We start from the raw sequence: 21,672 nt of genomic DNA on the forward strand, positions 1-21,672 counted from the left end.
AATAAAGATGTAGAAACAATGAAGAGTATTTTTGCCAGAGCTTGGTTACAATGATGAATCAGAAGAATAAATTGAGAAATTGTTTTGAAGATCCGCCGAGTTCCTATTGCCTTACGCCTGTTTCTGACCGTGCTGTTTACGACGTTATTCATTACGACGCTCAGCTTGGGGGTATTGCACTGGACCATGCAGAAAAACTTTGCCAAGTATGTGGCAGATGTAGAAATGCAGAAGCTGGATCTTCTGATCAGTAATCTGGCTGGTGTATACGGTTTATATCAGGACTGGGGTAATGCTATTCAGGCGCAGATTTTACAGATTGAAGGTGAGGCTGCACCAGACGACTATGACCGTCTTTCGCGGTGGTGGCTGCGCCGTCAATACGATATTGCCTTGCAGCAGCGTTATTTTCAAGAACATTCTATGATGAATGTCTCTCCCCAGTTTCCGGCCAATGAACAGTTACGGCAAAAAATGGTGGATACTGAAGAACTACGGTTTATTGAAGAAAATTTACCTTCCGAATATCAGCCTTTTGAAGGACTGCGTTTTCCGTTAAGTGCTAACCAGAGCATGACCCATAATCCGGAAAAGAAAACCAATCCCTCTACGCTTCAAAGCGTAGAAGCTCAAGCTGGTAAAAAACGGTTCATTTTTATGCCAGACCGTCTGGGGCTGAGTTCGCGGTTATCACTGTATGATGCCCAGCGACAGTTTGTAGTTGGTGAGCCCTCTGATCAGGAAGTATCTTATCGTCCTATAGTAGTAGGTAATCAGGTAGTCGGCTATCTGGGCTTAAAACCTGTACTGGATCAGGATGATGCTTTAAGTATTAATTTCTTCAGTAACCAGAAGCGCTACCTGCTTTTAGTATATGCCTTAACCATTTTGGCCAGTTTGATTGCCGCTATATTAATGGCAACCTATTTTAAAAAGCCGATTCAACGCCTGCTGCGTGCCACACAGGAATTAACTCGAGGTAATTATCTGCATCAGGTCAAAATTCGCCGTAATGATGAGTTAGGTGATCTGGCCAATGAGATTAACCAGTTAGCAATTATTCTTGACCAGCATGAGCAGTCACGCCGGCAATGGGTTGCAGATACTTCACATGAGTTGAAAACACCGTTAGCGGTACTACAGGCCCAGATTGAGGCCATGCAGGATGGTATCCGAAAAGCTACCCCTGAGCATCTTGCTGCCATGATGCGTCAGGTCAGCAGTCTGAAAAAACTTACTAAAGATCTGGCGGATCTGGCCCAGGCCGAGGCCCAGCAGCTCAAGTGCTATTTCTCTAATGTTGATCCGTGGTCTGTGGTACAGCAGGAAATTGAAAACTTCCGGCCGAACTTTGAACAGGCAGGACTCTCAGTACACTCAGAGGGAACAGAGGCTGAATTACAATTGGATGTAGACCGATTCAAACAAATTGTGGTCAACTTGCTTGGAAACAGTATTCGCTATACAGAAAGTGGTGGAGAAATCCGTATTCATACTGAACAGTCTGATACGCATTGGAGTCTGTATGTGGATGACAGCCCATTTGGGCTCAGCGATGAGCAGCTGTCACGTCTGGGTGAGCGCTTTTACCGAGTAGATGATTCGCGTACGCGCAGTACCGGCGGAACCGGATTAGGTCTGGCCCTGTCCTGTAAAATTGCCCAAACCATGGGCGGAGAATTAACATTCCATCATTCACCACTCGGCGGTTTGCGTTGCAAGCTGACTTTTCCCAAATTAACCACTATATAAGGAAGCACACTCATGAAGCATGTCATGCTAGTAGAAGATGAAGTTGAACTTGCTGGACTGGTACGCGATTATCTTGAGGCTGGCGGTTTTGAAGTGAGCGTCTTTCATGATGGGCAAGAAGCCTATGACCATTTCCTTCAGCGCAAACCAAGTCTCATGATTCTGGATCTAATGGTACCGCGTATGGATGGGTTGACTATTTGCCGAAAAGTACGTGAACAGTCAGATATTCCTATTATTATGGTCACTGCCCGGACTGAAGAAATTGATCGTGTACTTGGCTTAAATATGGGTGCTGATGATTACATTTGTAAACCGTTTAGTCCTAAAGAGCTGGTAGCACGTGTACAGGCGGTACTGCGCCGTCTGGACCGCAAGGCTGAACCTGAACAAAATAGTCTTTTCAGAATCGATAAGGCGCAACAGCGTATCTGGTATCAGCAGAAATCCTTGAATCTGACACCCACAGAGTTCCGCCTGTTAGAGCTGTTTTTAGAACACGTGGGACAGGTATATTCACGTGCCCAGCTGTTAGATCATATTAATCCTGACAGTTTTGATGTAGCCGACCGTGTGATTGATAGCCACATTAAAAATCTGCGCCGTAAAATCACTGATGCAGCTAATACTGGTAACCGCCATGAGTGGATTCAGGCAGTTTACGGGGTAGGCTATCGTTTTGAATATCCAGATGAATAAATAGCACAGCTTTAATTTTCTTACTAAAAAGCGGAGAGCATATGATCCGCTTTTTTATTGATTAGCTCTGGTTAGAGGCTGTGGATGCTGAGGCTAAGAAGTTGTCTGATGATCAGTGCGGTGCAGAATATGATAAGTCTGCTAGCCATATATTATTCTCTTGTCTTTATACGACAAATACTCTATTTCTTATAAAACCCATTAGATAAATTGTTTTTAGAGAAATAGTTGCTGAACAAATACTTATAATTTCCTGTATTTTTTCTAATTAGTTGGCTCTAACCGGATTAGAGGTGTGGATAAAATGTATTTTATCCACACCTCTACAGTTTCAGCTATGAAGAGCAGCTAACCATAATTTCGGGTATATCACTTGGTAGAGGCGCCTGGTCTTCCGGTTTTTCGGTTTCTGGCTGAAAAACAAACGGCTGACTGAGTAAGGTGAATAAACGGTCTACTTCAGAAAAGTCATCCTGTTCTGCCAGTTCAATCGCTTTTTGTGCCATGTGATTACGCAGAATATAGCGAGGATTAACCTGTTGCATGGCCTGATCCAGCTTATCTGTATCTTGATGCTCACGGATTTGCTGATATAGGGTCAAGAAGGTATCAAACTGCCGGATATCGAGGCAGTCATCACGAAGAGCCTTATATTCCTTTTGCTGTAAGCGGATAAAACTGTGAGTGTAGTCCAACTGTTCACTTTGCAGAATTCTTAAGAAGGCCATACCACATTCCATACTCTCTTTATGGAATTCGGGTAAGCCCATTTTCTGACATAAACCAAATTGATACTGTTCCAAAAAGGTCGGTTCAAACTGTTCCAGACATTTGGCAAGTTCTTCCTTGAATTGTTCCTTGTCGGTTTCTTCAGCCAAAGGAATAAGGTTATTTAACCAGATCCATAAGTTCCAGTGGGCAATACTTGGCTGGTTCTGGTAACTATAGCGCCCCTGATAATCCGAGTGGTTATTGATCCAACCCGGGCGGAAACGCTCCATAAAGCCATAAGGACCAAAATCAAGAGTTGAGCCAGTAATATTAAGATTATCGGTATTCATCACCCCGTGGGCAAAACCAACCAGTTGCCACTTGGCGATCATGCTGGCAGTTCTTTTAATCACTTCTTCAGCAAACGCCAGTACAGGTAATTGTGTTTTCAGACAATCCGGATAATGCCACTCGATACATTTATATGTGAAATCTTTAAGTAACTCTGGAGCATACTGGTTAATCCACTCAAAATGTCCGAAGCGGATATGGCTATCAGCAGTTCGCAGTAGCATGGCACCTGGTTCCAATGTCTCGCGCTGTATATTCTGGGTGGAACTGGTGAAACCTACGGCATTGCTAGATGGTACACCCAAGGCATTAAGTGCATGACCAGCCAGATATTCGCGGATTACCGAACGCAATACTGCCCGGCCGTCACCCATGCGTGAATAGGGGGTAGGTCCTGCACCCTTAAGATGAAGATCAATCGTCTGGCCTTGTCGGTCAAGTACCTGTGCAATCAGCAGGCCGCGGCCATCTCCAAGTTGTCCGGCCCACTGCCCAAACTGATGTCCTGCATAGACCATGGCTAAGGGCGAACATTCCTGAAACGTTCTTTGTCCGCTGCAAATTTCAACCCAGTTTTGTTTTTCTTCTTCAGTCCATTGCAACTCTTCCGCCAGATGCAAGTTAAAGTGACCCGGCTTGGCACCTCGTAATGGTACAGGCTGTTGCTGATGATAAAGTCGGGAGTCGAGGGAAGAATATCTTGGATTAAACTGCATAAGGTACCAGACAAATAAAAATATAGATTTACTATAACAAATTTACTGTTCCTGCCTAGCACTAGTTAAGGCGTGATAAGAATTGGATACAAATACCTTAAAAACATAACTGCTTTAAAAGAAAAAAGGCTAAAACCCATTTCCGGTTTTAGCCTTTTTTAAAGTTTTAAAAATCAGGTGGTCTGTTTTTTCAGGCCACGCATAACTTCTTCTAACGATTTACGGTGATGAGCCAGACGCTCCTCTACCTGCTGGAATTCACCTTTTAGGCGGTTATCCATCTGGTGGATTTTTTCTGCTACAGCAGCTTTCTTGGCATGAAGCTCCTGTTCCTTGAGTTTAGCCCAGTCATTTAATGTATGAGTAAAAGCTTCGTATTCCTGAGCAAGCCGCTGTTTAACAGTACTAATATCTGTATTCACATCATGGCCGTAGATAGCAAGATCTTGTTCAGCATATTTAAACTTCATTGCCAGTTCAGCTTTCTTGATATTAAAGCTTGGTATGCGGCGCAGATTTTTAGCAAGTCCCAGTTTTGAACAGCTCCAGATGAGCCACTTGGTAGGGTCGTATTGCCACCACTTTACACCATTACGATAGTCGTACTGGAAAATGTGGTGATAGTTATGATAACCCTCACCCCAGGTAGCAATTGCCAGCCAGAAGTTATCACGTGCTGTATTTTCATCTGTATAGGGACGTTTGCCCCACATATGACAAAGAGAGTTAATAAAGAAAGTCACATGATGACTTAGAACCAGACGTAACAACCCACCCAGTAGAACTACTCCCCAGATATCACCTACAGCCCAGCCAATCCCGCCCAGAATTGCAACATGTACGGCGATTACCAGCGGTACATAGTACTTGTGCTGAAACATAACCAGTTTGTCATTCAAGAGGTCAGGTGCATTTTTATAGTTAGGTGCTGCAGCCGGATAGTCACGAATCATCCAGCCCAAGTGGGCATACCAGAAACCATTATTGATGGAATACGGATCTTCTTCTACATCATCAACATGACGATGATGGGTACGGTGGCCAGAAGCCCAGTATAAAATACTATTTTGTACTGCAAACGTTCCACCAATCATCAGGAGGATTTTTAAAGGCAGGGAGGCTTCATAGGCACGGTGCGCCCATAACCGATGGTAACCTGCAGTAATACTTAAGCTACTAAATGCTAACAAGAAAAATAAGCTGAGCCATGCACTTAAGCTAAAATCATGATGATACGCGTAAAGCGGAATCAGAACAGCGGCAGCAATGGGAGTCCCAAGTAGAGTAATACTGGCGGTCCAGTTAATTGGGGCTTTGGTTAGGGGAGGATTATTCATCTCCAGTAACGCTCCTACAAGCCTTTGCAACAAAGGCAAAAACGAAACAGCGCAGCTATTTTTTGACAAAAATAGCCATAAGACCCGCATCTTAACATGTGAGTACAGCTGTTCACTAGCATTATTGTACGCTTGTACACCTTAAACCGTAACAGAATGAATGTTTGTTTTTCACGCGTAAGTAGCAGAGTACAATATGAAGAAATATACTGATAAAGCGTTTAAAAAATATACCTTTTTGAATCTAAGGCTTAGCGTGTTTACAGGCAGTTTAATGTTCTTGATTGGGCTTGCAGGCTGCCAGTCATCACAACCTTCCACTTCTCTAGAATCCCGCACAGTCTCAAAACAGAAAGTAGTGACTCAAGCGTCATCTAAGCAGCTCAGCCGTGACGGTGTTCAGGATGTAAATTGGCGTATTGTCAAAATTAAAAGCCAGCCAGCCAAATTTTTCAATCAGGTACCTTTTATCCGTTTAAACTCTGTATCAAGAACCGTGACCGGACATACAGGGTGTAATACTGTCTTTGGGCGTTATGACATTAATACAACCCAGAAAACCCTGAACTTGACTGCTAAGGCAGGACATCAGAGTTGTGATCAGGCACTGGCACAGGAAGCTGATCTGGCTGATGCTCTAGAGCGGGTCAGCCGTTTCCAGCTGAATAATAAGCAGCTGTATTTGCAGGACCGGACTGGCCAGATTCTGATTCAGGCCGAGCAAAACTAGCTAACCGGTTTAAAGCTGACTCTGCATGGTTTTGGGAATGTCGGTAATAAGACCTTGTACCCCTGCATCACGCAGGGCTTTTGCCCGCTCAATACTGTTGACTGTCCAAACACTAATATTCAGTTGAGCTAAATGAGACAGTTGAATCATTTCAGGAGTAGCCAACTGGTCCATCCAGCCAATGTGCGAGCAGCCTAAATGATGGGCTTTTTCGATTGCCTTGCTTTTAATATCATCTTCTACCAGAAGGCCGCGTTTAAATCTGCTGCGTTGCTGCTGCAAGCTACTTAAGACTTTTTCATCAAAGCTGGTGATAGTAACCTGTTGCTCTAGACCCTGTAGCTGTTGTTCCAGGCTCAGTGTCAGTTTTTCTGCTTCTGGAAGTGTAGTAACTGGTTTAATCTCAACTTCAATATGCTCAAAGTCATTTAGCAGACTAAGCACCTGCTGTAATTTTGGCGTGTTTTCCGTTTTAGGCCAGTTGGCCCACTGATGCCGATGGTCATAACGTACCAGATCACTTTCAACACATTCATACAGGGGGTGAGGTAAGCCTGCGGTTCTCAGAAAGTTATCATCATGAATAACAGTAAGACAGTTATCCTTGAGCTGCCGTACATCAAACTCGACAGCACGAACTCCCAAATCACGTAAATACTGGAAGCCCCCTAGTGTATTTTCAGGAGCTTCACCACGGGCACCACGATGGCCAATAATTTTCATGAAACAACTCGAACGAGTTTTGAACTTAACTGAATATTATAAACCTAAATTGTGTCATTTATATTTTTTTGCCACAGAACCTCATTGCCACCCTCAGCCCGTTGCAAGGCACGTGAAGCTACGAACAACCAGTCCGATAAACGGTTCAGAAGTTGTAAGGACGTTGGTTGGATATTCTGGTCACGGCTATGTACAGACATCAGGGTGCGCTCGGCACGACGGCAAACAGCACGTGCCTGATGGGCATAACTACAGGCTAAAGTGCCTGCCGGTAAGATAAAGTCCTTTAACATCGGTAGATCTTCATTCATCCGGTCAATTTCCTTTTCAAGAAATTCCACTGAAACTTGTTGTAGCAGGTTGAAATTTGGAATACAGACTTCACCCCCTAAGTCGAACAGCCAGTGTTGAATTAAACTTAGAGATTTATCCCAGCAGCTTTTGTCTTTAATTGTACTCACTGCAATTTGTGCACGTAAGACGCCTATACATGCATTCAACTCATCCACATTCCCTAAAGCGTCTATACGCAGATCATCCTTGGCGACGCGTGAGCCATCTCCAAGGCCGGTAGTACCTGAGTCGCCTGTACGGGTATAAATTTTACTTAAACGGTGGCCCATAAGTTTTCCTTAAACTAAAAGCAATAAAAAAGGATAATGCCGGTCAGAACATTATCCATAAACTGCGCTGTTTTAAATATATTTTTTAGAGTTCAAATATTAATAACGGAATGTAACACCGGCTGATGCTAGGCGGCCGCCATTTACATAATAGTAGCCTTGGTCTTGATAAGCTGTTTTATAATCGACATCTCCAATATTTTGAATATTGGTAAACAGTTTAATATTCGGATTCATATTCCAGTAGGCATTAACATCTACTGTTGCATATCCTGGATTGCGGTAGTTGCTATTCCAGTCTTTCGATTTTGATTTTGCAACGAGCGAAGCACTGATGCCGTAAATTTTATTTTGCAGACCTGTTGTTAGGGTCAAACCTTGACGAGGACGGCGATTTAAATCCTGATGAGTCTCTTCGTTCTCAGGTTTGACATAGCTATAAGTTGCTTTTGCAAATAGATCTTCTTTCTGCCAACCAATATAAAATTCACCGCCTTGGTAAGTTGCTTTATTAATATTGGTTAATTTACCGAAGTTCACTGAACCTATAAGGTCTTCAACTTCAGTATAATAAGCAGATAAACCTGTTTTAAAACCTAATGGTAGATTTTGATCTATACCAATTTCATAAGATGTACTTTCTTCTGGTTTTAAATTTGGGTTGCCATTAAATGAGTTAAAGAGTTCATTAAGCGTTGGTGATTTGAAAGCAGTGCCAATATTAGTATAGATACTTGTTTTATCTAGAAGTTGGTAACGTGCAGCAAGCTGACCAACAGTATGCGAGCCGTATTTTTCATTATCTTCTATACGAACACCAACTTGAGTATTTAATTTACTACCATTAAATTGATGTTGTAGATAGTATCCTGTAGAGTCGACATTCTCATTATAAGGCGTTCCATAGGAGAGAATATCTCCGTCCAGTGAGCGGTGGGTAACGCCAGTTAAAAGTATTTGTTGCGGTAAAAAATTCCATTTACTATATAATTCTAGTTCTTGAGTTTTACTATGAACAAAGTCAGCAGAATCTTTTTGATTAACTTCATCTTTAAATTGAGATAAACGAGTATTTAATTCGAAGTTATCTGCTACATTTAAACGACTGCGTAAATTAATAATTTCATTTTCGAAGTCTTGTTTTAGTAATGCGCCATTAAATGTGTACGCATCATAAAGACTTGAACCTTCATTATGACTATAGTCAACAGAAATACCGTAATCTTTCTGCTTAACTCCAATCTTTGTACTAAAACCTTTTTGATCAAAGGATGCAGTGTCAGTCGTATCAGTTTTTTGGTTAGTTACTTTAGTTGCATCAGATTCTAAACGTTGTCCACGAATTTGAGCGTAAAAACCTTCCTCATATAAATCGGCACCAATAACTGCTTTATAAGTTTTATTTTCCCCAACTTCACCTGTTATAAAGGCACTATTTTTTTCTGGTATTTTTGATACAAGTTGAATAACACCACCAATTGCATCAGTACCGTATAAAACAGAGGCTGGTCCTTTTAGTACTTCAATCTGCTGAATATCTGTGGTATCAATAAATGCAAGACTTGCACTTCCTGAAGATGCATTATTTAGCCGAATTCCATCTCGTAATACAAGAGTATGGTCGGATTCTGTACCTCTTAGATAAATCTCTGCAAGTTGGCCATAACCTCCGCTTTGTACCATATTGATAGCAGCATCTGTCTGTAATAATTGTGGTAAAGATGCGATGGGTGACTGTTCAAGAACCTCAGGTTCAATAATCGTAATTCGAGCGGGAACTTCACTCGCTTTTTCAGCACTTTTTGACGCAGTCACTACAATTGGGTCAAGTTGAGCCGATATCGTTGTATCTTCAGCAAAAATGGCAGGAGAACACCCCATCGCAATAGCGATAGCCCCTACCAGACGGGTAGGTTGAAATAAAATAGACATGACTTTATGCTCCATACATTCACCCCCCGTGAATGATTGAGTTGACAGGCGCAACAAGCAGGTCTCCGGACTCAAATATAAATATTGCTTTGCAATATTGGCATATTCGCCTTCCCACACTTTATGCAGTGGCGTAAGTTAAAACTTAAATAATATGCGGTTCATTTTACCGTTGCGGGGGCAGTGTTGGATTTGCACCAACTTCCCTAAAGCTCTAAGCTAGACTTGTTGCAATCGCGCGCAGTATAAAGTTTGCCTGTCAATTAAACAATCCATATCAAGAATATTCAGGATGAACTTTACGCAAGCCAAAAAAATTGCATTACAATGAATGGCCCGTCATATTTATAGATGAACTATAAACCAGGCAGTCTAAGAGCCAGAATTGTATGCGTACCCGTGCTAAAATTTGTGGAATTACCCGAACTTCTGATATTCAGGCCGCTGTTGAGGCGGGTGCAGATGCTATCGGGCTGGTGTTTTATGCACCAAGCCCCCGATATGTCAATATCATACAGGCTAAAAATCTGATAAAACATATACCTGCTTATGTCCAGATTGTTGGACTATTTGTTAATGCTACTGCAAGTGATGTCTGTCAGGTACTGCATGACATTCCATTAGATGTGCTTCAGTTTCATGGTGATGAAACGCCTGAACAGTGCCAGAATATTGCAGAGCAGGCTAAACGGCGCTGGTATAAAGCAATTCAGGTCAAACCTGATCTGGATATATTGGCCCAGATCAGTCATTATCAGCAGGCAGGTGCAAGTGCTGTATTACTGGATGCCTGGCATCCTGTACTTAAAGGTGGTACAGGACACCAGTTTGACTGGTCAAAATTTCCTAAAATCGATGTACCTTTAATCCTGGCAGGCGGTTTAACGCCTGAAAATATTGAAGAAGCTATTCAGACTACCGGAGCATTTGCGGTAGATGTCAGCGGAGGCGTAGAGTCCGCAAAAGGTATTAAAGACCAGCAACTCATTGAACGATTTATGCAAGGAGTCCAACGTGGATCAGCAAAATAATGTGATTGACTACACCCGGTACCCGGATGCCCGTGGGCATTTTGGTATCCATGGCGGACGTTTTGTGTCAGAAACGCTGATGGCGGCTTTAGAAGATTTAGAAAATCTATATAACCGCATGAAAAATGATGAGCAGTTTCTGGCAGAATTCGACCGTGATCTTGCCTACTATGTAGGTCGTCCTAGTCCTTTATATTATGCTGAGCGATGGTCGAAAGAATTAGGTGGTGCGCAGATTTATCTGAAACGTGAAGACTTGAATCATACCGGCTCTCATAAGGTGAATAACACGATCGGACAGGCTCTGCTTGCCAAGCTTTCTGGTAAAAGACGGATTATTGCAGAAACTGGCGCCGGGCAGCATGGAGTAGCTACCGCTACGATTGCAGCACGTCTGGGAATGGAATGTATCGTTTATATGGGCGCAGAAGACGTTAAACGACAGGCCATGAACGTGTACCGTATGCGTTTGCTGGGTGCGACTGTAGTACCGGTAGAAAGTGGCTCTAAGACACTCAAAGATGCCATGAATGAAGCCATGCGTGACTGGGTTACCAATGTCGATTCTACTTATTATGTAATTGGTACAGTAGCGGGTCCGCATCCATATCCACAACTGGTTCGTGACTTTCAGTCGATTATTGGCCGTGAAGCCCGTCGTCAAATTCAGGAGCAGGCCGGACGTTTACCCGATGCACTGGTTGCCTGTGTAGGAGGCGGCTCTAATGCTATGGGACTATTTTATCCGTTTTTAAATGATGAAAATGTCCAGATGTATGGTGTAGAGGCCGCAGGACACGGTATCGAGACAGGCAAACATTCAGCACCATTGAATGCTGGTCATGTCGGTGTATTGCATGGTAACCGTACTTATTTGATGTCAGATGCACAGGGCCAGATTATTGAAACCCATTCTATTTCGGCAGGTCTGGATTATCCGGGAGTAGGGCCGGAACACAGTTTTCTAAAAGACATGAAACGTGTGAATTATGTGCCCATCAATGATACAGAAGCCTTACAAGGTTTTCGTGATTTGACCCAGATTGAAGGAATCATTCCTGCACTGGAAAGCTCACATGCTATGGCTTACGTTTCCAAGCTGGCACCGACCATGTCAAAAGACCAGATTATCATTGCAACCGTATCAGGACGTGGTGACAAAGACCTGATGACTGTTGCCCGTATTGACGGTGTAGAAATGGTTGAGATGTAATTCTCCATCTTTTCATACACCTAAAATAGCTCGTGCTGGATTAAACTCCAGCACGATTTTTTTATTTATCAGATCAATTAATGCTTTTATCAATTTTAGAATATTAAAAATATTTATAAGTAGAGTGGCTATTAATATAACTTGGTATTTCAATGATTGATTGCTAAAAATATAAGATCTTTTTCTGGTTGGCTCGATTTTATCAAGACAGGATAAAATTATGGCCAATACAGCTCATCTATAGATATTTTGACAGGAGTATCAATGCCTAGTCTATTTATTGTTATGCTTGGCGGACGACATGCACGTGCCAATACTGAAGTACATGATGTGGTGCTGGCAGTCGGGGATACACTTGAAGAAGTTTACCCCCAACTCAAGCAGTCGTGGTTTGGAGAACAGAAAGGCCTGCACATAGATGCATGGGCTAAAATCAATGGTATAACGTTTGAAGAAAAGAATTATCAGATCCATTTTACCCAAGCTCAGCCTCAGGCTTCTGAACAGAAACTCTATTTAATTAACCTTGGCGGTTACGATGCACAGGAATTTGGGGAACTGCATCGTTATGTACTGGTCGTAGCACAGAACCATATGATAGCCAAACAGCGGGGGAAGCAGTATTTTGCCAGACATTGGAAAAAACAGCATACAGACCGCGTATTAGATATTGATGACTGTATTGCGATTGATCAGGTTTATGGCCGTTACATACAATTGATAGAAGGTAATTTTTTTGGTAATTGTTGGGAAAATACCTATCTAACCATTTAATCAAAAAATTGGTAAAAGAAGTTCTGGATATTTTCTGGAAAAGCATAATTGACTGTTAAACCCAACTGTTTAATACTTGAACAGTGTTTTTTCTATATTGTTTTGAAATTTATGGAAGAGTCTCCTTAAACGGTTTAAATGAGCAAAAAAATAAAGGGAAATATAGAGAGTAAAATGATCTTAGTAGGCAGATTATAATTTTTAAAAAGCTTAAATAAGCTGATATAGCTTGGGTTTGGGTTTGGGTTTGGGTTTGGGTTTGGGAGCAGGGGAAATAAAATGGATTTGATTCAGGCAAATGGACAGCCGCATTATGGGCGATTTTCTCAATTGCCGAGTAGTATCAGCCTTGACCACTACGAGTACAAAACACCCTATGGGGAGGTCCTTCAAGGCTGGCGTAAAAAACTAAAATATAAAAAGTTTAAATTCTGTAGTATTCAGCATGAACATTATTCAATTGGTCTGGCAATTGTTGATATTGGCTGGGCCGGACATGCTTTTTTCTATATTTATGATCATGCAAATGAGCAGGTGCAGCAGTGGAATGCAATTCAGCCTTTTGGCTATAGAACCCATCTGGATGAACAACCACTTTACAATCAGAGTCATTTCTACAAATCACCCTTTGCAATTGAAATCCAGCATGCCAATGGGGTGCGTTATATCCGTATAACCAGACATGGCGAAATTAAATTAAGTGCACGAATGTTTTGTGCCGGTACCCAGCCCTTGAGTTTGTGTAGTCCAAATGGAATTAATGGGTGGACTTATACCCAGAAACTGACCACCTTGGCCGTAGAAGGTTATTTTGTTAATAAACAGAAACAGACCATTCAGTTTAATGAAACCAGTTTCGCTTCACTGGATGACACCTGTGGTTTTCTAAGACCGGAAACTGCCTGGTACTGGCTGTCATGCAATTTCTGGGATGCTAAAAAACGGCGGATTGGATTGAATCTGGCCTCTGGGGTGAATGAAAGCTTTGGTAATGAAAACTCGCTCTGGATTAATGGTGAGCTTTTTGCTTTAAGTGATGTATTATTTGAACCGATTGATGACAAAAGCTGGAGTATCCGCGCATTAGATCAGCGTTTAAATCTGGTGGTCCAGACCAGCTGGCGCCGTTATGAAAGTATTAACTTACGAATGGTAGGAAGCCAGTTTAGCCAATGGCAGGCAAAAATAAGTGGAACAATCCGGACTGAACAGGATGAAACTATAGAACTTCTATTTGAACATGGCTTATTAGAACAGCACTATGCAAAATGGTAATGTTCGCTTATTTATAGTGACTCAAAAATGAAAAGGCCAAGATGACTCAGCCTTTCCATTTTTTATATATAGCTTCAGTCTTGCGCTGCCTGCCAGAAAGCCTCTCCTGCCAGAACCGGATCACCCGTTTCTTCTAGTGTTTTTACCCATACATCATATTGCGCAATAATAGGATGCTGGCTGGGATGAAAGTCTTTTTTAAACCAGTCCCGGTACTGTTTGCCTATACGTGTTAATGTACCGTGACGGCCAAAAAACCAGGGTAAACCCCGAACATTCATCTGCAAGCGTTGCCAGGCAGAAAAGCCGTCATGCCTTAACATGACGTTGGCACGATAAAGAGTAAAACCAAACATCAGGCCGGTAGTCCACGCTAAAGTAAATTTACGGGTCATTTCTGGCACATTGGCGATGTCATGCATGACATCAAATGCAACATCACGATGTTCCATTTCTTCAATAGCATGCCAGGCAAACAGAGCACGGACATAGGGATGCGCATCTTTTAAAGTTGATTTGTATGCAAAAAAAGTCTCGGCCATTAACGCGGTGAGATGCTCGGCAGCAGCAGTCATGGCAATATTATATTCAGGAGAACGCTGCTCGAGTTCAAATTTGAAAATTCTGGTTAAACGCTGAATAAACTGGTCTACGGGCATACCCTGTGCTTTCATGAGCTGGTTCATCTGATCATGGGCAATTCCATGCTGTGCTTCCTGACGGATAAAATCAGCCACCCGGTTCTTCAGCTCAGGGTCAGTAATCTGATCACGAAACAGGCGTACACTCTGAATAAAATAACGCTCACCATCAGGAAAGGTCAGACTTAATGCATCAAACATACGGGTAATAAACGGATCACCGCCAAACCAGAAACGTGGTATTTCATTCAGTTTGAAATTCAGGTGAGAGCGCACCACCGGACGGGCTTGATACTGGACTACTGCATTCATATTATTTTACTTCATATAGCCATTTATACTGTTCAGTATGCCGGGCTTTATCGCTTTTGTTTTGACAGTTCTTGCCAATTTTTATACTTTTTACGACAGCAGGACAGTTAATGGATTAAGCTGCACATGTCAGTATTCAAAATATCAAATGGTTATTTTCATTTATGGAAAACCTGCTTGCAGAGCAAAAACCTGAACTGGTGCCAGCTGGACTTATCTGCTGAACAGCAGCAACAGCTTGAGCATATTTTAAGTCTGCCGATTGATACCCAGTCAGACATGCAGTTTTTTCTTGATTTGATTGAGGTAAGCCGGCAACAGTGGTCGCTTCCGAATCTGGTACTCGATATGGCCTACTGTATTAGTCCGGCAAATTTCGGTGTACTAGGCTATATGGCTTCCAATAGCGCTACCTTGGCACAGGCAATTCAATACGTGATGCGGTTTCATCGTTTAGTGATTGACAGTGAGCAGGTATTACCTCTGCATATTACCGAATATAAAAATAAAATCCGCCTCTATTGGCCTTTGGTTGATGAGCAGATGACGGTATTATGCGAACTGACTCTGGCTGCAATGGTACATTTGGCCCGTCAGATCATCCCTGAACAGCAGCTTTTTTTACAGGCTGTGGAGTTTGTCCATTTTCCAAAAGTTTCCTTACTGAATTACCAGAAGTTTTTTCAGTGTACGCTAAAGTTTCAGCAGCCTTATTATGCTATTACTTTTGCACGGGAAAGTTTAAATAGCCGGCCATATCAGGCAGATTCTACCCTTATACAGTTGCTGGTCAGGCAGGCAGAAGAAGCACTGGCCTCTAAAGCGACAGCGCAGGATCTTACCCAGCAAATTCACTGGATTGTAGGTGAATATCTGAAACAGCAGCAACGGGCACCTTTACTGGAGTGGATTGCAGACGAGTTGCATCTGTCTGTGCGAAGTCTACAGCGTGCCTTAAAAAAGCAGGATACTTCCTTTAAGGAAATTGTAGATCTGCAGACGATGAAGCGCTGTGAGCTATTACTGGTACAAAATGAAAGTCTAAACCGGATTGCTGAGCAACTGGGCTATTCAGACCAGTCAGCATTAGCACGCGCCTATAAACGGGTGAGAGGCTCTACACTGCTGGCATTTCGTAGAGCACAGCAATGAGACCATTTATATAATAACTGTTTACAATATAGGCTGATTCAGACTGTTTTCAGGCGTGGATAACGGAACAGGATGGAGAGGATGGCAAAAATTGCCAAGACCCAGCAGTAATAAATATGGCCAAGCAGCTCAACAGGCGACAGTTTGGCAATGGAGCAGGCCAATAGCAATTGAGCTCCATAAGGAATCAGACCCTGAACAACACAAGAAAAAATATCCATTAGAGCAGCCACACGTTTTGGATCAAGTCCATATTCTTTGCTGACTTCACGTGCCATGTCACCTGAAAGGATAATTGCTACGGTATTATTTGCCACAAACAGATTGGAGAAAACTACCAGAAAACTGACCCCCAGTTCACCGGCCCGTTCACGGCTAATCCTGAATAGACGCGTAACGCTATAGATCCGCTCAATCAGCCACTGCAGTCCGCCTTCCTTTTGCATGATGGCAGACAAACCGCCTAAAAACATAGACAGCAAGGCAACTTCAAACATGCCGACAAAACCGTCATATATTGCAGTGTTTAGCTTCAATAGATTAAATTCAGGCTGTACAAACAAACCGATAAGACCTGAAAGCAAAATTCCTGTACCTAAAGTAACCAAAACATGCAAACGGCTAAAAGCCAGCAAGAAAACAGCCAGATACGGTAAAATGAGCCATAAATTATAAGAAGTATGCTCAATGGTCTGGGAGTCATGCGTGGTTAGAATATAGATCATCAAAGTAATTACCGAAGCGGGGACGGCAATCCAGACATTCACCCGGAACTTATCGCGCAATTCAACATTCTGACTACGGGTAGCGGCAATTGTAGTATCTGAAATCATTGAAAGGTTATCACCGAACATTGCGCCACCTACCACTGCACCAATGGCGTAAACCACTTCAATATCGGTAACTTGGGCAAATCCAAAAGCAATGGGTGCACAGGCAGCAATTGTTCCCATTGAGGTGCCCATCGCCGTAGCGATAAAAGCTGAAATAATAAACAGCATGGGTAAAACAAAAGAAGGCGGAATAATAGAAAGTCCGAGCTGTACGGTTGCATCTACGCTGCCAATAGTACTGGAAACACTGGCAAAAGCTCCTGCAAACATAAACACCATGAACATGAGAATCAGGTTCGGATGACTGGCACCTTTTAGAAATTCTTCAATAGCTTCATTAATCTGGCCGCGATAGATCAGCAATGCAAGAATAATCGCTGGGAGGGCTGCAACAGGAGCTTTAACTTGATAAAAGGCAAATTCGGTTCCGATAATTGAATGGTAAATACCACTGCCTAAAAAGATGGCCAAAAATACAATAAGCGGAAGCAGTGCAAGCACGCGAGCCTGCACCTTGCTAGAAAGGTCGGAGGTCATAAAGTATAAGAGAGAATAAGAAAACCCTTATAGTATAAGGCAGGTTTCAATATTTCAGTAAATTTAAACAACCGTGCAGGAAAACTGCAAAATATAAAAAATAAAGGCTGTAAAAATTAGGTCTAACTCATTTAAGTTCATTTCAGACAGCCCAAAAATAGGAAGCTTTGATCATTGAGAAAAAAACGAAAATATTGATAAATGTAGACCTCGGGTTGTTCTGGAATAGATCGCCACAATGCGCTGCTTGCTTGCTCTATCTATTGAGTAAAAAATAGCGTTACAATGCAGCGTCTTGTATTTCTACAAAACCAAATTCTCAGTTTTCAATGATTCAAGGAATGCACAACCCTATGTCACGTTTAGCCACCCGTTTTGAGCAGCTTAAATCACAACAGCGTAAAGCTTTGGTTTCTTATGTGATGGCTGGTGATCCAGTACCGCATGTAACAGTCCCGCTGTTACATCGCATGGTGGAAGCAGGGGTAGACGTAATTGAACTCGGGTTGCCATTTTCAGATCCAATGGCAGATGGTCCAGTCATTGCTTTGGCTGCAGAGCGGGCACTGGCAGGCGGAACCAATACGCTAGATGCACTGAATATGGTAAAAGAATTCCGTGAGACAGATCAGGAAACACCGGTCGTACTTATGGGTTATCTGAATCCGGTCGAAGTAATTGGCTATGAGCAGTTTGTTTCAACAGCCAAAGCTTGTGGTGTAGATGGCATATTGCTAGTCGACTTGCCGCCTGAAGAATCTGATCGTCTGGTGACGATCCTGAAACAGCATGAGATGGATCAGATCTTCCTACTTGCTCCGACTTCAACCGACCAGCGTATTCAGCACGTAGTAAAACAGGCTAGTGGCTTTATTTACTATGTTTCGCTCAAAGGTGTAACTGGAGCTGCCAGTCTGGATGTCACTGCAGCTGCAGAACGTATCGAAAAAATCAAAAAAGCCACTGATGTTCCAGTCGGAGTAGGCTTTGGAATTAGCGATGCGGCTTCTGCAAAAGCAATGGGCAGTGTGGCAGATGCAGTAATTGTGGGAAGCGCTTTTGTAAAAACTTTTGCAACTTTGGCCCCAGAACAAGCCGTTGAGCAAACGGTCAATAAAGTCAAGGAGCTTCGAGCAGCGCTCGATGAATTAGTATGAATCAAGAAGTGAAACCAGGGAAAATCCTTAGTACACCAACACCATGGACGGAACGTTCAGTTCCGGGTATTGAGGTACCTGACGAACAGCAGGCTTTAAAAGCCACCTTTACCGAGCCAACTATTGAGTGCCCGGAATGTCATGCCCTGGTTACACGTACGGCTATGTCTTTTAATGCCTATGTTTGTCCACAATGTGATGAACATTTGCGTATGAAGGCCCGCGAACGCCTGACTTGGTTCCTGGATCAGGTCACAGCTGAACTTGGCCAGGAATTTACTGCTAAAGATCCATTACATTTCGTCGACAGTCGTCCTTATCCGGAGCGTATGCGTGAAGCACAGGATAAGACCGGTGAAAGTGAAGCTCTGATTGTCATGCAGGGTACGCTTAAAAATCTTCCGCTGGTGGCTTGTGCCTTTGAGTTTGATTTTATGGGCGGTTCCATGGGTACGGTTGTGGGCGACCGCTTTGTGCAGGCCGCTGAGCGAGCAATCGCACAACGTCAGCCGCTGATCTGTTTTGCAGCTTCAGGTGGTGCCCGTATGCAAGAAGGGATGTTGTCTCTTATGCAGATGGCTCGTACTTCTGCAGCGATCCAGCGACTTAAGGATGCAGGTTTACCTTATGTGGTGGTCTTGACTCATCCAGTATATGGTGGTGTTACTGCATCTCTAGCTATGCTGGGCGATGTACATATTGCTGAGCCTAAAGCCATGATTGGTTTTGCCGGTAAACGCGTTATTGAGCAAACTGTTCGAGAAAAGCTTGAAGAGCCGTTCCAGCGTGCTGAATACCTGCTTGATCATGGTGTAGTCGATCAGATTGTCCACCGTCATGCATTACGTGATACTGTATATCGCATTGTAGCTAAACTGATGAACTTGCCTTGAACAATGCTCCATATGCAACCGATACATTAAACACATGGCTCGATTATTGGAGCCATGTTCACGTTACAGGGATTGATTTAGGTCTTGAACGGGTCATCCCTGTTGCTGAAAAACTGGAAGTCACCCAACCTGTTGCCAAGGTATTTACTGTCGCTGGTACCAATGGCAAGGGATCAACCACCACCACTCTGGCCGCAATTCTCAACGCGCAGGGTTATAAGGTGGGTTTATATCAATCTCCTCATATTTACCGTTTTAATGAACGGGTCAAACTGGCTGGTCAGGAAGTTGATGACCAGACCCTGATCAATGCGTTTGTAGCTGTAGATCAGGCCCGCCGTGAATGTGGACTGAGCCTGTCTTTTTTTGAAGCCACTACACTGGCCGCTTTTGTAATCTTTAAGCAGCAGCAATGTGATGTCTGGGTACTAGAAGTCGGGTTAGGTGGACGCCTCGATGTGGTTAATGTGGTTGATCCGGATATTGCTGTCATTACCAATATTGGACTCGATCATACTGACTGGTTAGGTGATACTATTGAAAAAATTGCCTATGAAAAGGCCGGGATTATCCGTCCCGGTATTCCTGTAGTATTTGGTGGTTTACAGACTCTGCCTCAAGCCATCCAGACAAAAGCCGAAAGTTCGCAGGCAACGCTATATACCGCTAATCGGGATTATTTCTTTAAATATAGTGAAGATGGACAGTACTGGTTTTTTGCTTCATCGGGCCTGACCGTGAAATTGCCAGTCGGCTCACTGGCACTGGAAAATATTGCGCTGGCTGTTGCGGCAGTTCTGCTGAGTGGCCTTGATGTTACTCAGACTGCTATTGCTCAGGGCATTCAAAAAGCTCGCCTGCCGGGGCGTTTTGAAATACGTAAATTGCAGGATCGCACTATAATTTTAGATGCAGGACATAATCCTCATGGTGTAGAATTTTTGTTAAAGCAATTGCGAAAATTTCTAGAATACAATAAACAATACACGGAAATTATAACTGTCTTTTCAATGTTGGCAGATAAAGATATTGAAACCGTGGTGGATATACTCAAACCTGCTGTTTTAAGTTGGAATATTGCCCCGTTAACCGTACCGCGTGCAGCTTCTTTGGAGCAGCTTGGCTTTGCATTACAGGAAGAGACAGTTAAACAGTTCAGCAGTGTGCAAGAAGCATTTCACTCGGCAGTGGCCGAAGCTCAACAGCACCAGCTGATTTTGGTTTGCGGTTCGTTTCATACCTTAGAAGCGGTTTGGGAGTATCTGGAAGAATGTCAATGAATAGCAAACAGCGCTGGATGGGAGGCGTTGTTTTATTAGGTGGTGGTGTTTTATTGGCAGCATTACTCTTAAAGGGTAAAGAAGAAATTGACCAAAAACATGTTCAGATTCCCCCAACTGAACAAGTACAACAACAGCGTAAAAATCCTGCTAACCAAGATCTGGTTCAGCTACAACCTTTAGCTGTAGATGTCGAAACTGAAAAGCGTCTGCTTGAGGAGCAACGTCGCGCGCGTGAGAGAGCAGTTGCCGAACAGGAAGCACGTGCTGCAGAATTTTTACAAATGCAACAACAGGCCGAAGCAGAGGCTGCAAGAAAAGCTGCTGAGGAATATGCAACGTTAAATGCCTTGCGTAATGGAAATCAGGAAAGTTCAGATAATATTCCACCTGAACTGGTTGATGAGAAAGCTAAATCAGCGCCTAATACACAAAATAAACCACAGAATACTCTGAACGCACAGCAGTCAGAAGCTCAGAAAAAGGAAGCTCAGCGCAAGCAGGAAGCTGAGCGTCAGGTGGTTGAAAAAAAGCGCAGTGAGCTAGAGGCCAAACAAAAGGCTGAGGCAGAACGCAAAGCGGCAGCAGAGAAAAAGGCCCAAGAAGAGCAAAAACGTAAAGCAGCAGAGAAAAAAGCTGCCGAGGAAAAAAACTTAAAAGCTGAAGCTGAAAGGAAAAAATCTCAGGAAGAGGCCAAGAAAAAAGCCGAAGCTGAAAAAGCTCGTAAATTACTGGAGGAAGGAGATGATGACCGGCAGTGGATGGTCCAGGTGGCTCTGGCAGCTAATGAAGCTAATGCAGATGCCATTGTCTCCAAATTACGTGCTAAAGGCTATAAAGTTACCCGTAGCCCAACTTCTAAAGGAATCCGGATTATGGTCGGACCGGCTAAAGACCGGGACACGGCAGATGAAGCACGTAAAAAAATTGTTAATGATGCCAGCCTGAATATGAAATCTGCTTGGGTTATTGACTGGGTACCACTCGATAAACGCTAATC

Annotated in this window: 19 protein-coding genes and 1 riboswitch; of the genes, 12 read left to right on the top strand and 7 right to left on the bottom strand. The window is 43.1% G+C overall.

What is annotated here, in order from left to right; all coding sequences use genetic code 11:
- The first annotated feature begins 84 nt into the window (after window positions 1–84).
- On the top strand, window positions 85–1,752 hold the full coding sequence (gene baeS, locus B3X18_RS05920; protein ID WP_005021351.1) for a sensor histidine kinase efflux regulator BaeS: 1,668 nt from the start codon (window positions 85–87) through the stop codon (window positions 1,750–1,752).
- 12 nt (window positions 1,753–1,764) lie between these two features.
- Window positions 1,765–2,451: a response regulator gene (locus B3X18_RS05925; protein WP_005018483.1), complete on the top strand. Its 687-nt coding sequence runs from the start codon at window positions 1,765–1,767 to the stop codon at window positions 2,449–2,451.
- Window positions 2,452–2,786: 335 nt separating this feature from the next.
- Here B3X18_RS05925 and B3X18_RS05930 read toward each other — a convergent pair whose 3' ends face one another.
- Window positions 2,787–4,229 carry a protein adenylyltransferase SelO gene (locus B3X18_RS05930; RefSeq protein ID WP_005021353.1) on the bottom strand — a complete coding sequence of 481 codons (1,443 nt, stop codon included), beginning with the start codon at window positions 4,227–4,229 and terminating at the stop codon, window positions 2,787–2,789.
- Window positions 4,230–4,402: 173 nt separating this feature from the next.
- Window positions 4,403–5,566, bottom strand: coding sequence for an acyl-CoA desaturase (locus tag B3X18_RS05935; RefSeq protein ID WP_005018486.1), 1,164 nt, complete (start codon window positions 5,564–5,566; stop codon window positions 4,403–4,405).
- A gap of 196 nt (window positions 5,567–5,762) precedes the next feature.
- On the opposite strand from B3X18_RS05935, the gene B3X18_RS05940 reads away from it, so the two are divergent.
- Entirely contained in the window at window positions 5,763–6,296 is a 534-nt protein-coding gene (locus tag B3X18_RS05940) for an META domain-containing protein (RefSeq protein ID WP_034688817.1), read from the top strand.
- Window positions 6,297–6,305: 9 nt separating this feature from the next.
- On the opposite strand, the gene B3X18_RS05945 is transcribed toward B3X18_RS05940, so the two are convergent.
- From B3X18_RS05945 to B3X18_RS05955, 3 genes are all read right to left on the bottom strand, one after another.
- Window positions 6,306–7,019, bottom strand: a complete 714-nt coding sequence (locus tag B3X18_RS05945; RefSeq protein ID WP_005407020.1) for a glycerophosphodiester phosphodiesterase — start codon at window positions 7,017–7,019, stop codon at window positions 6,306–6,308.
- A gap of 44 nt (window positions 7,020–7,063) precedes the next feature.
- Window positions 7,064–7,642: a cob(I)yrinic acid a,c-diamide adenosyltransferase gene (locus B3X18_RS05950; protein ID WP_034688819.1), complete on the bottom strand. Its 579-nt coding sequence runs from the start codon at window positions 7,640–7,642 to the stop codon at window positions 7,064–7,066.
- 99 nt (window positions 7,643–7,741) lie between these two features.
- Window positions 7,742–9,574 carry a TonB-dependent receptor plug domain-containing protein gene (locus tag B3X18_RS05955; protein ID WP_034429097.1) on the bottom strand — a complete coding sequence of 611 codons (1,833 nt, stop codon included), beginning with the start codon at window positions 9,572–9,574 and terminating at the stop codon, window positions 7,742–7,744.
- A 39-nt stretch (window positions 9,575–9,613) separates the two neighbouring features.
- Window positions 9,614–9,818, bottom strand: a riboswitch (cobalamin riboswitch).
- Window positions 9,819–9,963: 145 nt separating this feature from the next.
- On the opposite strand from B3X18_RS05955, the gene B3X18_RS05960 reads away from it, so the two are divergent.
- The 4 genes from B3X18_RS05960 to B3X18_RS05975 all read left to right on the top strand — a co-directional run bounded on the left by B3X18_RS05960 (window position 9,964) and on the right by B3X18_RS05975 (window position 13,867).
- Window positions 9,964–10,605: a phosphoribosylanthranilate isomerase gene (locus B3X18_RS05960; RefSeq protein ID WP_005407036.1), complete on the top strand. Its 642-nt coding sequence runs from the start codon at window positions 9,964–9,966 to the stop codon at window positions 10,603–10,605.
- Complete coding sequence (trpB, locus tag B3X18_RS05965; RefSeq protein ID WP_005018505.1) at window positions 10,589–11,818, top strand: tryptophan synthase subunit beta; 1,230 nt, start codon at window positions 10,589–10,591, stop codon at window positions 11,816–11,818. The genes B3X18_RS05960 and trpB overlap by 17 nt, the downstream gene beginning before the upstream one ends.
- A 264-nt stretch (window positions 11,819–12,082) precedes the next feature.
- Window positions 12,083–12,592: a DUF1543 domain-containing protein gene (locus tag B3X18_RS05970; RefSeq protein WP_005407019.1), complete on the top strand. Its 510-nt coding sequence runs from the start codon at window positions 12,083–12,085 to the stop codon at window positions 12,590–12,592.
- A gap of 279 nt (window positions 12,593–12,871) precedes the next feature.
- Complete coding sequence (locus B3X18_RS05975) at window positions 12,872–13,867, top strand: DUF2804 domain-containing protein (RefSeq protein WP_005407029.1); 996 nt, start codon at window positions 12,872–12,874, stop codon at window positions 13,865–13,867.
- A gap of 74 nt (window positions 13,868–13,941) precedes the next feature.
- On the opposite strand, the gene B3X18_RS05980 is transcribed toward B3X18_RS05975, so the two are convergent.
- A complete protein-coding gene (locus B3X18_RS05980; RefSeq protein WP_005407039.1) occupies window positions 13,942–14,820 on the bottom strand; it encodes a metal-dependent hydrolase in 879 nt (292 codons plus the stop codon).
- A 126-nt stretch (window positions 14,821–14,946) separates the two neighbouring features.
- Here B3X18_RS05980 and B3X18_RS05985 point away from each other — a divergent pair, with 126 nt between their 5' ends.
- Window positions 14,947–15,972: an AraC family transcriptional regulator gene (locus B3X18_RS05985; RefSeq protein WP_005407037.1), complete on the top strand. Its 1,026-nt coding sequence runs from the start codon at window positions 14,947–14,949 to the stop codon at window positions 15,970–15,972.
- Between the two features lie 38 nt (window positions 15,973–16,010).
- On the opposite strand, the gene B3X18_RS05990 is transcribed toward B3X18_RS05985, so the two are convergent.
- Complete coding sequence (locus B3X18_RS05990; protein ID WP_005021370.1) at window positions 16,011–17,342, bottom strand: Na+/H+ antiporter NhaC family protein; 1,332 nt, start codon at window positions 17,340–17,342, stop codon at window positions 16,011–16,013.
- A gap of 353 nt (window positions 17,343–17,695) precedes the next feature.
- Between B3X18_RS05990 and trpA the strand changes: the two genes are divergently transcribed.
- The 4 genes from trpA to B3X18_RS06010 are packed head-to-tail and all read left to right on the top strand — an operon-like array spanning window position 17,696 to window position 21,670.
- Complete coding sequence (gene trpA, locus B3X18_RS05995) at window positions 17,696–18,499, top strand: tryptophan synthase subunit alpha (protein WP_005407043.1); 804 nt, start codon at window positions 17,696–17,698, stop codon at window positions 18,497–18,499.
- On the top strand, window positions 18,496–19,392 hold the full coding sequence (gene accD / locus B3X18_RS06000; protein ID WP_005018522.1) for an acetyl-CoA carboxylase, carboxyltransferase subunit beta: 897 nt from the start codon (window positions 18,496–18,498) through the stop codon (window positions 19,390–19,392). The genes trpA and accD overlap by 4 nt, the downstream gene beginning before the upstream one ends.
- Window positions 19,389–20,672, top strand: coding sequence for a bifunctional tetrahydrofolate synthase/dihydrofolate synthase (gene folC / locus B3X18_RS06005; RefSeq protein WP_286935181.1), 1,284 nt, complete (start codon window positions 19,389–19,391; stop codon window positions 20,670–20,672). The genes accD and folC overlap by 4 nt, the downstream gene beginning before the upstream one ends.
- Window positions 20,663–21,670, top strand: a complete 1,008-nt coding sequence (locus B3X18_RS06010) for an SPOR domain-containing protein (protein ID WP_005407027.1) — start codon at window positions 20,663–20,665, stop codon at window positions 21,668–21,670. The genes folC and B3X18_RS06010 overlap by 10 nt, the downstream gene beginning before the upstream one ends.
- The last annotated feature ends 2 nt before the right edge of the window (window positions 21,671–21,672 follow it).

It is taken from the genome of Acinetobacter sp. UBA6571 (assembly GCF_002434085.1).
Lineage (GTDB): Bacteria > Pseudomonadota > Gammaproteobacteria > Pseudomonadales > Moraxellaceae > Acinetobacter > Acinetobacter radioresistens.

Coding starts and splice junctions, on each gene's coding strand:
- B3X18_RS05925 (WP_005018483.1), top strand. CDS start 1,765: ATGAAGCATGTCATGCTAGTAGAAGATGAAGTTGAACTTGCTGGACTG.
- B3X18_RS05930 (WP_005021353.1), bottom strand. CDS start 4,229: ATGCAGTTTAATCCAAGATATTCTTCCCTCGACTCCCGACTTTATCAT.
- B3X18_RS05935 (WP_005018486.1), bottom strand. CDS start 5,566: ATGAATAATCCTCCCCTAACCAAAGCCCCAATTAACTGGACCGCCAGT.
- B3X18_RS05940 (WP_034688817.1), top strand. CDS start 5,763: ATGAAGAAATATACTGATAAAGCGTTTAAAAAATATACCTTTTTGAAT.
- B3X18_RS05945 (WP_005407020.1), bottom strand. CDS start 7,019: ATGAAAATTATTGGCCATCGTGGTGCCCGTGGTGAAGCTCCTGAAAAT.
- B3X18_RS05950 (WP_034688819.1), bottom strand. CDS start 7,642: ATGGGCCACCGTTTAAGTAAAATTTATACCCGTACAGGCGACTCAGGT.
- B3X18_RS05955 (WP_034429097.1), bottom strand. CDS start 9,574: ATGTCTATTTTATTTCAACCTACCCGTCTGGTAGGGGCTATCGCTATT.
- B3X18_RS05960 (WP_005407036.1), top strand. CDS start 9,964: ATGCGTACCCGTGCTAAAATTTGTGGAATTACCCGAACTTCTGATATT.
- B3X18_RS05970 (WP_005407019.1), top strand. CDS start 12,083: ATGCCTAGTCTATTTATTGTTATGCTTGGCGGACGACATGCACGTGCC.
- B3X18_RS05975 (WP_005407029.1), top strand. CDS start 12,872: ATGGATTTGATTCAGGCAAATGGACAGCCGCATTATGGGCGATTTTCT.
- B3X18_RS05980 (WP_005407039.1), bottom strand. CDS start 14,820: ATGAATGCAGTAGTCCAGTATCAAGCCCGTCCGGTGGTGCGCTCTCAC.
- B3X18_RS05985 (WP_005407037.1), top strand. CDS start 14,947: ATGTCAGTATTCAAAATATCAAATGGTTATTTTCATTTATGGAAAACC.
- B3X18_RS05990 (WP_005021370.1), bottom strand. CDS start 17,342: ATGACCTCCGACCTTTCTAGCAAGGTGCAGGCTCGCGTGCTTGCACTG.
- trpA (WP_005407043.1), top strand. CDS start 17,696: ATGTCACGTTTAGCCACCCGTTTTGAGCAGCTTAAATCACAACAGCGT.
- accD (WP_005018522.1), top strand. CDS start 18,496: ATGAATCAAGAAGTGAAACCAGGGAAAATCCTTAGTACACCAACACCA.
- B3X18_RS06010 (WP_005407027.1), top strand. CDS start 20,663: ATGTCAATGAATAGCAAACAGCGCTGGATGGGAGGCGTTGTTTTATTA.